Source organism: Bacteroidia bacterium, from assembly GCA_026932145.1.
GTDB lineage: Bacteria > Bacteroidota > Bacteroidia > J057 > JAIXKT01 > JAIXKT01.
The window spans coordinates 1-10,801 of the sequence record JAIXKT010000018.1 but is presented as its reverse complement, the minus strand read 5'-3'; the positions used below and the strand labels follow the sequence as shown (position 1 = coordinate 10,801).

Annotated in this window: 10 protein-coding genes; all 10 read left to right on the top strand. The window is 33.6% G+C overall.

Annotated features, from left to right (window positions below; translation table 11 throughout):
• Window positions 1-439: SH3 domain-containing protein (locus LC115_04950; GenBank protein MCZ2356029.1), on the top strand; the 439-nt coding region annotated here is incomplete at its 5' end.
• Between the two features lie 28 nt (window positions 440-467).
• Window positions 468-2,111 carry a hypothetical protein gene (locus tag LC115_04945; protein ID MCZ2356028.1) on the top strand — a complete coding sequence of 548 codons (1,644 nt, stop codon included), beginning with the start codon at window positions 468-470 and terminating at the stop codon, window positions 2,109-2,111.
• Window positions 2,111-3,031 (top strand): hypothetical protein, encoded by a 921-nt coding sequence (locus LC115_04940; protein ID MCZ2356027.1) that lies wholly within the window; start codon window positions 2,111-2,113, stop codon window positions 3,029-3,031. The genes LC115_04945 and LC115_04940 overlap by 1 nt, the downstream gene beginning before the upstream one ends.
• A 12-nt stretch (window positions 3,032-3,043) precedes the next feature.
• Window positions 3,044-5,560, top strand: coding sequence for an Hsp70 family protein (locus LC115_04935; protein ID MCZ2356026.1), 2,517 nt, complete (start codon window positions 3,044-3,046; stop codon window positions 5,558-5,560).
• Window positions 5,561-5,563: 3 nt separating this feature from the next.
• Window positions 5,564-7,342 (top strand): AAA family ATPase, encoded by a 1,779-nt coding sequence (locus LC115_04930; protein ID MCZ2356025.1) that lies wholly within the window; start codon window positions 5,564-5,566, stop codon window positions 7,340-7,342.
• A 68-nt stretch (window positions 7,343-7,410) separates the two neighbouring features.
• The gene (locus LC115_04925; GenBank protein MCZ2356024.1) at window positions 7,411-7,878 is read left to right on the top strand and encodes a TerB family tellurite resistance protein; all 468 of its coding nucleotides are present in this window, start codon (window positions 7,411-7,413) and stop codon (window positions 7,876-7,878) included.
• Window positions 7,871-8,170 carry a hypothetical protein gene (locus tag LC115_04920; protein ID MCZ2356023.1) on the top strand — a complete coding sequence of 100 codons (300 nt, stop codon included), beginning with the start codon at window positions 7,871-7,873 and terminating at the stop codon, window positions 8,168-8,170. The genes LC115_04925 and LC115_04920 overlap by 8 nt, the downstream gene beginning before the upstream one ends.
• Before the next feature lie 159 nt (window positions 8,171-8,329).
• On the top strand, window positions 8,330-8,533 hold the full coding sequence (locus LC115_04915; protein MCZ2356022.1) for a hypothetical protein: 204 nt from the start codon (window positions 8,330-8,332) through the stop codon (window positions 8,531-8,533).
• A gap of 29 nt (window positions 8,534-8,562) precedes the next feature.
• Window positions 8,563-9,654, top strand: coding sequence for a hypothetical protein (locus LC115_04910; GenBank protein ID MCZ2356021.1), 1,092 nt, complete (start codon window positions 8,563-8,565; stop codon window positions 9,652-9,654).
• Window positions 9,655-9,725: 71 nt separating this feature from the next.
• Entirely contained in the window at window positions 9,726-10,721 is a 996-nt protein-coding gene (locus LC115_04905; protein ID MCZ2356020.1) for a hypothetical protein, read from the top strand.
• Window positions 10,722-10,801: the final 80 nt, after the last annotated feature.

The window sequence follows — 10,801 nt, the reverse complement described above, 5'->3', positions numbered from 1 at the left end:
ACCCGGGACTGACTACGGAGTAATTTCATCATTGAAGCAGGGAACACAAATATTTATTGTATCCCTTGAAACAGAAAATGATTTTTACAACATAATTGACATTGCAACCGACAAAGAAGGTTATATACATAAATCCTTTGTAAAACTTGGTGATATTGTAGAGAAAAATGAAAGGGGTATGTTTACTCCAAGTGGTAAGACTTCCACTTACAATCCCGAAATTGAAATATTCAATAATACCTCAATGACACTTACTTTAAAATTAAATAGCGAAACTTATTCGTTCTCACCAAAACAAAAAAGAACAATTACACTAAGTCCAGGAACATATAATTATCGTGCTTCTGCACCAGGTGTAATACCTAACATAGGCACAGAATATATGGAGAGCAATATGGGCTACACTTGGCAATTTTATATAGTAACCGAAAGAAGATAATATGAACACAATCATAAATAAAATGTAAATGAAACTGATTCAAGACAATCCATATAGAATTGCGGGCATTCTTGCTAACTCTTCTGAAAAAGAACTTCAAAAACAGAAAAGTAAAATTACCAAGTACGCTAGTATTGGGAAACAAGTCGATTCTGAACTTGATTTCCCATTTTTTGGCAATGTTGATCGCTCAGAAAACTCAATCACAAAGGCATTTTCAGGTATTGAGCAGAATCAAGACAAGGTAAGTCATTCATTGTTCTGGTTTCTTAAATCGAATAATTTTGATGAAACGGCTTTTAACTATCTAATTAATGGTGATAAAGAAAAAGCGGTTGAAATTTGGGACAAAGTGACTAACGGAAAAGAAGTAACATCAAAAAACTTCTCGTGTTTCAATAATATAGGTACGCTTAAATTGCTTAGTGAATCTCAACAAGAAATTCAAGAAGGTATTGAAGCCAAAATCAAGCTAATTGATTCACCAAGTTTTACCGAATTTGTTCATACTGTTGCAGACCAAACTTACACTATAGACAACCAAAAGCAAACTGAAAAATTTATAGATGATATCCTCAAACAATTTAAAGGAAAGTATTCTAGTTCGGACACTTTAAAGCTTTTCAGCAATTGTAATGGTATTACAAAGAAGTATTTATCGCAAAAATTCACTGAAGAACCTCTACACAAAATTGAAAGCCAAATAGAAACTTGCAAAAAGAAACGTAAGGAAAACAAAAGCAATGCATATGAATTTGGCTTAAAATTATATACTAACACAAAAGACGAATTAGCGTTACTAAAATCTATACTTGGCATAAGCGATTTAAAATATAAAGCACTTGCAGACCAGTTAGCAAATGAAATAATGCAATGTGGAATTGATTATTTCAATGAAAGTCAAGAAAACAATTCTCGTGATAATTATCTTGAATCCTCCCAAAAACTAACAAAATTAGCCGACTCAATAGCTGTTGGGAAAATGGCTAAAGACCGTGCAAAAGATAGCCTTGCATCTCTTGAAGATATGAAAGACCGAGAGATAAATAAGGCTATTGCTATACTAAACTCTATTAAATTAGCTTACGATAAGGCAATAAGTGAAATTGATGCCCAAGTCCTAAAAATGACAATGCAAATGTCATATAATCAAACAATCAACTATTCTAAGGTTGATAAAATGAAGGAAGATTGTTTAAATTGGAATAAAGTCGTTGAAGTTGTTAGCGAAGGCATAACTATTAATGACGTTGAAATGATACAACGCTGCTCAAACCAATCAAAAGTTTCGGAATATAAAAACCTAGTAGACTTTTTGATTAGCAAACTTGGACCAATTCAAATAAACCAAATAAAGCACATATGCTATTGGAAAGATGTAAGAGCAGCCCAAGCAAAATCTACAGCAAAGCAAGTTGGTAAAACTATCAGCACAGCTACAGATGGTTGTTATATTGCTACTATGGCTTATGGAAATTATAATCATCCCCAAGTAATTGAGTTAAGGAATTTCAGAGACCAATTTCTTAGCAAATCTGTGTTAGGGCGTAGCTTTATAAGAATTTACTATAAATACTCTCCTATTTTAGTTGAAAAACTTAGAGATAACCCTAAAACAAACAAGATAATTCGCAAACTTTTAGACCAGCTAATCAAAACAATCAGGAAATAATGAAAAAAATAATACTAATAGTTGCCTTGTTCAGCACAACAACACTTTTTGCTCAAACGCAGAATGATAACTCGCTTGTTATTGATATAACAGCTATACAAAAAACTATTGAAAAGCAAAAACAGGAAATAGATGGATTAACCTCGAAAGTAAAAAGTCAGCAATCGACAATAACACAACAACAAAACATTGTCATCGACTTATCAAGTAAAGTCGACAGTTTAAGCAGCCTTATTGAAACAAACCGAAGCAACATCAATACAATAGCAGATAATTTAGGAACGAAAATCCAAGAAACAGGTCAACAAGCCGAAACCAGAATTTCGGAACTTGGTGGTGATGTAGAGAAAAACAGACTTTATTGGATTATTGCTTCTTTAGTAACTCTACTTCTTGGTGCAATGATGTATTTGTTCTTGGGTAAGCGAATAAAGTCAAGCCAAACAGATGTTGAAACTCAAATCAGAAACACCAAGAAATCTTTAGAAGAAGAAAGTTTGAAGCTTGATAACAAACTCATTGAAGTCCTAGAAACTCAATTAAAGGTTCAACAGGAAGAGTCCAAAAATCAACCAACAACAACTTCTGATAAAACAGACCATTCACTTGCCCTTAAAGTTGCTGATGAAATAGTGAGAATGCATAAAAATATTTCAAAAATGGACTCAAATATAAAAGGACTTAAACCTGTAGAAAAAGGAATTGAAAGGATTCAAGCCAATTTTGCAGCAAACGGGTACGAAATGATTAATCTGCTTAATCAAGAATATGATGAAAGAATTAATTGTGATGTTATTAATTTTACTACTGACGAGACTCTTCCAAAAGGAACAAGAATTATAAACGCAATTATCAAACCGCAAGTAAACTACAACGGAGTCCTAATTCAAAGGGCACAAGTTGATGTTTCACAAAATTAAATATTTAACAAAATGGCAAGAACAAAAATTGATTACGGCATTGACCTCGGCACAACAAATTCTGCAATTTCCAGAATGGAAAATGGCGAACCTTTAATAAAAAAAACAAATAAAGGCAAAGATACAATGGCATCTTGTGTTGCTTATAATAAGAAAGGAATCCTAGTAGGAGACCCAGCACACGCTGCTTATAGAAGTGAAAAAGAAAGGGCACTTTCTGAAGACTTTGAGAGCAACGCTTTTATTGAATTTAAAAGGACTATGGGTACTGATAAAAAGTATCCGAGCTCCTTTGCTGAAAAGGAATTAAGTTCTGAAGAGCTGTCGGCAGAAGTTTTAAAAACACTAAAGTCATTTATTACAGACGAAAATTTCTCATCTGTAGTAATTACTGTGCCCGCTGCTTTCAAAAACAATCAAATAGATGCGACTAGAAGGGCAGGTAAATTGGCGGGTTTTAGTCACATTGAAGTACTTCAAGAACCAGTCGCTGCATCAATGGCTTACGGCCTAGAGAGTAAAAGTAAAAACGGGTTTTGGTTAGTATTTGATTTTGGTGGTGGAACTTTTGACGCAGCTTTATTAAAAGTTGAAGATGGCATAATGAAAGTAATCGACACAGAAGGAGACAACTATTTAGGTGGAAAAAATTTAGATTTAGCAATTGTTGATGAATTGCTAATACCTCACATTCAAGAAAAGTTTGACATATCTAAACTTTTGTCAAATGAGAAGAAGAAGCAAAATTATAGAGAAGCCTTAAAATCTTATGCAGAAGAGTTAAAAAATGAATTGTCATTTCAACCAGAATACAATCTTTATAAAGAAGATAGATGTGGAATCGATGACGAAGGTGAAGAAATTGAAATTGATCTTACTGTAACACAAGAGCAACTTAAAAAAGTTCTAGCACCAATTTTTCAAAAAGCAATTGATTCTAGTCTGACTCTTTTGAAAAGAAAAAATCTCAAAGGCAGTTCTTTAGATTCTCTAATTTTAGTTGGTGGTCCTACATTGTCTCCAACATTGAGAGAAATGTTAGAAAAACAAATTTGCAAACCAGATACAAGTGTTGACCCAATGACTGTGGTTTCAAAAGGTGCTGCCCTTTATGCTTCAACGGTTGAATTGTCTGAACAAATAAAGGAGCAAACACGAGACAGAACAAAAATTCAGCTTGAAATTGGACACGAATCTTCGACAGTAGAAACCGAAGAATTTGTAACACTTAAAATTTTAGAAGATAAAACAGAAGGAGAAATTCCAGAAAAGGTTTTTGCCGAAATCAAAAGGAGCGATAATGCTTGGTCAAGCGGAAAAGTTGAAATCAACGCAATCGGTGAAGTAATAGATGTGCAATTGAACGAAGGGAAAACCAATGTTTTTGAAGTGACCCTTTATGATAACAAAGGTAACTTATTGGAAAGCGAGCCTAATACCTTTAATGTAATTCAAGGTTCAAAAATTGGTAACGCAACTCTTCCATATAATTGGGGAATTGAAATCAAACTTAAGTCAACAGGTAAAATTGTGTTTAAAGAAGTTCCAGGACTAGAAAAGAATAAATCTTTACCAGCGATTGGTACGAAAAACGGATTAAAAACTCAAAAGCAGATTCGCCCAGGAATGGATTCCGATTTTATCAAAATTCCTATTTACCAAGGCGAACACGGAGCGGACGGAACTAGATCTTTGTACAATGAACACGTTTATGATATTATTATCAGTGGCTCTGATTTACCGGCTTTATTACCAGAAAATTCTGACGTTGACTTAACTATAAGCATTGATAAATCACAACTTGTTTCTGTTCAGGCATACTTTCCATATTTAGACCATACTTCCGAAATTGAAGTTCCGACTGACACCGTTCAGTCAGTTGACACTAAATGGTTATCGAATGAAATAAAAAAGGCAAAAGGGGCGGTTTCGGAACTGAAAAGTGATGGCGACCATTCTGATGATGCGAAGCTGAAAAAAGCAGAGACAGAGTTAGAGAAAATTGAAAAGTCATTTGAAAACAACAAGAATGATGTTGACGGTAAGCAAGAAGTATTAACCAATCTGCGAAAGACACTTAAAACCATTGATGAACTTAATGAAACTACAGAATGGCCCAAGTTAGAAGCCGAATTGAAAGAAGAATATTATAGACTCGAAAAGGCTAACAAAGAACTTGGCAATGATAAGACTGCACAAGTGGTTAATCAAATTAAACACCAATTGGAAGAAGTAATCAAGGTTAAGGATGTGAAACTTGGAAATGTTTTATTAGATGAAATTAATAGCTTTTTCATCCAATTAACATTCATTTACCAATTGATTGGTTTTATAAGACAACATAATCAAAACTTTGGATCTTACAGATGGAGAGACCCAAATAAAGCGAGAACACTTTTAAATCAAGGGTTGCAAAAAATCGGTGAAAGTCCTGATGTTGATGAATTGCATCCGATTGTGATTGCAATAATAGATTGTTTATATCCTGAAGACAGACCAAGTGGTGATGATTCAGTATTAGTAGGATAAATTATGAATATCACAAATCACATATTATCTAATGGTCAAGTAATTGAAGACAAGTACACCGTAACTTTCTTTTTGAAAAAAGGAAGTTACGCAGAAACTTATCGAGTTAAAGACAAACAAAAGACAACCAAGCTTTTGAAACTCTTCTCATATTCTAAATTGCATAGAACTCAATTTGACCAAAGTGGTGATGTGCTAGAAATAGAAATTCTGAAAAAGTTGAAACACCCGAATATTGTCAAACTAAGTGACAGTGGTGAACTTCTTATAGAAAACCAAAAATACGCTTACGCCATTTTAGACTTTATAAGTGGTGAAACCCTTGCTGACAAAATGAAAAGGGAACAAACCTTTAATGCATATGAAGCAAAGGACATAATTCTTGGGGTGCTTAACGGTCTAAATTACTTACACAATCAACAAAACCCAATTATCCATAACGATGTAACCAATTTGAACGTGATGTTGGATTTATCTGGACAAGTATCAGTTCCCAAAATAATAGATTTTGGCTATGCAAGATTTTTGGTCCAATCAAATAAAGATTTTCAAAAAGATGCTCTTAATCCTTTCTATTCTGCCAACGAAACATTTAACAAAGTCTTTTCTGTTCAAAGTGATATATTCTCGGTAGGTGCTTTGTATTATCATTTATTAGTTGGACTACCGCCTTGGTTTGTGGAATTGTCCAAATTCAAATCTGATACAGTAAGATTAGAAGATGCAATTTTGAAGGAGCGAGAAAAACCCTTACAAGTTGTTAGTTCAAAATCCAAGATTGAAGCCAATACTTTCAACATCATTGCAAAAGCCTTACAACCTAATGCAGAGAATAGATTCAAGAACTTGAAAGAATTCATACAGGCTGTTAATGGTGAAATCGTAGTTGAAAATTCTGTTCTTGAAAAATCTGCACAATCAACTCAAACCTTGAAGACTGTAAAAAAAGGCGAAGGCTTCAAATCAATTGCTGGAATGCAAGCACTCAAAGACACCATCAAATTAGATGTTATTGACGCTTTGAATGAGAAAGAAAAGTATGCTGAATATGGATTAACAATTCCAAACGGAATGCTTTTATATGGCCCTCCAGGTTGCGGAAAAACATTCTTTGCAGAAAAGATGGCAGAAGAGATAGGGTTCAATTTTTATCAAATTAAACCTTCCGACATTCAAAGCAAATGGGTAAATGCTTCACAAGAGAATATTAAAAACCTTTTTGATGAAGCAAGAAAAAACGCCCCAAGTATCATTTTTATTGACGAATTAGATGCTTTAGTTCCGAACAGAGACAATTCAAGTGTCAACCATATGAATACAAGTGCTGTGAATGAATTTTTAGCACAAATGAATAATAGCGGTGATGACGGAGTTTTTATTGTAGGTGCGACAAATCGGCCAAACTCAATAGACCCAGCAATTTTACGAGCAGGGAGATTAGACAAACACGTTTATTTGCCACCACCAGACTTTGAAGCAAGGGAATTAATGTTCAAGCTCTATTTAGAGAAAAGACCAACCGATATAGGTTTAGACTATGCTGAACTAGCAAAGGCTACTGAAAACTATGTTTCAAGCGACATCAAATTTTTATGTGATGAAGCTTCAAGAATGGCATTGCGTTCTAAGTCAAGAATAACAAAAGAAATATTGATAGAAACTATAAAATCGAACAAACCTTCAATCTCTTTATCAGAACTAAACAGTTACATAGAAATCAGAGCAAAAATGGAAGGTCAACAATCAAATAATAACGAACGACCAAGAATTGGTTTTAAATAAAATAAACAGAAAAATTTATGGACACAATAACTTTTGACAAACTTTTGCTTAAAACAGCATTTTGCTGTATGGCAGCAGACGGCAATATTGATGATAGGGAAATTTTCCTTATAAAATCAATGTGCGAAGAATCTCCACTGTTTAACAATTTCAACTTTCAAGAAGAAATCAATTTGCTTGTTGGTAAAATAAACAGTGGCGGTAAATCCTTTATTCAATATTATTTTGACTTGCTAAAGCAATCTCAACTTAATGAAGAAGAAGAACTGACTTTGATTGATTTTGCAATACAAACAATCAATGCAGACGAACAAATTGAGTATTCAGAAATTAAGTTTTTCAAAAATATTCGACACCGTTTGAATGTAAGCGATGAAAAAATATTAGCTCGTTTCCCTGATATTGAACAGTATTTGGAAGACGACATAATAACTGACACTTTCCTTGACAAAATCACAAGCCAATATTTTGAAATTTCTGAGATACCGCAGTTTGACTTAATCAGTATTGCTGACAACAATAAACAAGATGAATAACGCCATTAAAATAGTATTAGCCATTTTATTTTTTCTATGTTTAGCAGATATGCCTTACGGTTTTTACCAGTTTGTAAGGTTCGCTGGGTTAATTGGCTTTGCAATATTAGCTTATCAAGCAAACCAACAAGGCAGACAAACAGAAATGATTATTTACGGTGGACTTGCTTTGTTATTCCAACCGTTTTTCAAAATCGCACTTGGCAGACAAATGTGGAATATAGTTGACGTAGTTGTGGGCATAGGACTTTTAATATCAATATTTATGAAACCAAAGGAAAGCCCACGCTAAAAGCAAGCACATTTGCAATTCGCACAAGCCAACGCACAGACCAAAAATTGCAAAAGAGCTTGCTTTGCCAACGCAGACAAAATTGTTTTTAAAAAATTTACCAACGCTTCAAAAAAAATAAAAATACACCGACACACAGCCCAACAAACACAGCAGACAATGACACGAAAACTCAATATTGACAAGGCTTGCAACGGCACGGTGGACAGAAGGCCAGCAGGTAACAGCGGTTTTGCAAAAAAGCGGGTTCAGTGGTTAATTGAACATTCTACCTCGCATCAACTTTTGTGGTATGTTGACAGTTTTGTGCTCCGAAATCCGCTTCTTCGCAAAGCCGCAAAACGTTGGCAGCAACCCTCATGACGATACCACAACATAGACATAGCATCATTTTGACAGTTGTAATTTTGTTTGCATTCGCAAACAAAACTTTTTCACAACGTATTACAATAAACTCGAGTGTTGACACCACAGACCAAGACATAAAAGCTGTAACAACCCTTTGGACAAATTACCTAAAATCAAACCCGAACAAGAACAACATAAAAGATAGTCCATTTTGGGCAGATACCGAGAAAAAGAAATTTCCAAAAGTTGACCAACTACTCAATGCCATCAATTCGGATTATCCAACATATTCAATGGGAAATCCGACAATTTTGTATGTAAAACCCAAAAACGATTTTTTTGAAATCAAAACTTTGTATAGCTGGAAAGACAGTTTAGAAAGTGTTTATGTTTTATGTATCACTTCTGTTTTTGCGAAAAAAGAAAATGAGCAATACAAACTTTACAATGCCCTAACTGTAAATAGCAACAATTGGAAAACAGAAAAACTTGGAAACGTAACATTTCATTTTCCATACTCACATACGTTTGACAAGAACGAAGCAAATAAATTATTGCAATCTATTGACGACCTGACAAAACAATGGAATTTACAAACTATTCCTATTGACTATTATTTTGCAGACACCTACGAAGAAGTTTTGCATTTACGAGGGCTTGACTATTCTATTGTAATGGGTAATAAAGACAAACCAAGTGGTATGTCTGACTTAGACACAAAAACAGTTTTTGCAGGCGGTCTTGGCGAAAATTATTTTCACGAAGTAGTTCACATTTATTTGAACAACCTTTTTCCTAAATCTCCACTAGTTGAAGGATTGGCAGTTTTCTATGGCGGTTCTATGGGACACGACTTAAAATGGCATTTAACAAGATTAAATGACTACCTAAACCAACACCCCGAAATAAAACTGAATGACTTTGAAAAGTTTTGGTATATGGACAACTTTACTAATCCAAACAGCACAATTCAAGGGTTACTTTGCTACATCGCATTTAAAAACGGTGGGCTTAACAAATTAAAAAAACTAATGTCGCACGAAGATATTTATGCGACCATTGAAAAAGAATTTGGAGTTAAAAAAGAAGGATTAAACGAATTTTTACGAAAACAAATAAACGCAAACAAAAATTAACAACAGAAAAATGCAGCTACCAACAACAACCCAAATGGCTAGCACCGAAACATTATAAGCAAACCCTGAAAATGGCAATCAAGCGACAAATAATTTTTATGTTTTTTTTATTTCATACAAGTCTGTTGTGTGGACAAAACTATGTGGACTATCATAGAACTTTTAATCGAATTGATAAAAATATTCTATCAAATAATTATAGAGAAGCCATTAAACAACTTGACAGTATTTATTCAAAATTTGATTTTATTTATGCCAAACACTGTTTTAAAGCACTCCAAATATGCGTTTCTGCAAATGACAGTATTAAAGCTGATAAGTGGTTAGAAAAATCTTTCAAACAAGGAATTCCTATTTGGATTATCAGAATCAACGAAATAACAAATAAATCCTTATCATACTCTACAACACAAAAGACTTTGAATAGTTTTGATAGCCTACATTCCATTTACAATGCCTCTATTAATACTAAACTACGTGAAAAAATAGACAGTATATTAATTATTGACCAAAAATTTACCCAAAAAATGAATACTGGATTTGTTCTCTTTAAACCAATTTTTTGGCTACAATGGGGAGCACATAATAAGCGTCAACTTAAGCTGCTTAAAAAAATCATAGAAACTTATGGATATCCAGAAGAAAGATTAATTGGGTTATCCACTATTCAAGATTCTGCTGCATTTGCAAGAACCTTCACATTTTGGGGACCTTCGGAACTTAGGGATTCTAAAGTGCAAATTATGCTTCAACATTGTTATTCTACTTGGCATACAATTGATATAGACTTTAAAGATGCCTTGTTTAAGAATTTATGTGATGGAAATATTCCTGCTTTCCAATTCGCATTAATCATTGACTTTATGTTCCCTGACAAACCAAAATATATGAAAGAAAACTATTTTAAAGGAAATAGAGATTTAAAATTGGAAAATATTGAAAAAATGAATGAAAGCCGAAATTCGATAGGGCTACCTAATATAGAACAAGAAAAAAGAAATATTTTAATTAATATAGAAAGAAGAAAAAACAAAAAAGCAAATTCTGAAATAATGCTTGAAACTTAAAAGGGCAGCTGCCAACATCGTATTGGCAATAGTGGGGCTGACAGTTGTAAACTCAACATTTGTGCTTCTATCGGGCATTT

Bases quoted from the DNA above. Each gene is read 5' to 3' on its own strand.
- LC115_04935 (MCZ2356026.1), top strand. From the start codon at position 3,044: ATGGCAAGAACAAAAATTGATTACGGCATTGACCTCGGCACAACAAAT.
- LC115_04930 (MCZ2356025.1), top strand. From the start codon at position 5,564: ATGAATATCACAAATCACATATTATCTAATGGTCAAGTAATTGAAGAC.
- LC115_04925 (MCZ2356024.1), top strand. From the start codon at position 7,411: ATGGCAGCAGACGGCAATATTGATGATAGGGAAATTTTCCTTATAAAA.
- LC115_04915 (MCZ2356022.1), top strand. From the start codon at position 8,330: ATGACACGAAAACTCAATATTGACAAGGCTTGCAACGGCACGGTGGAC.
- LC115_04905 (MCZ2356020.1), top strand. From the start codon at position 9,726: ATGGCAATCAAGCGACAAATAATTTTTATGTTTTTTTTATTTCATACA.
- LC115_04920 (MCZ2356023.1), top strand. From the start codon at position 7,871: ATGAATAACGCCATTAAAATAGTATTAGCCATTTTATTTTTTCTATGT.
- LC115_04940 (MCZ2356027.1), top strand. From the start codon at position 2,111: ATGAAAAAAATAATACTAATAGTTGCCTTGTTCAGCACAACAACACTT.
- LC115_04945 (MCZ2356028.1), top strand. From the start codon at position 468: ATGAAACTGATTCAAGACAATCCATATAGAATTGCGGGCATTCTTGCT.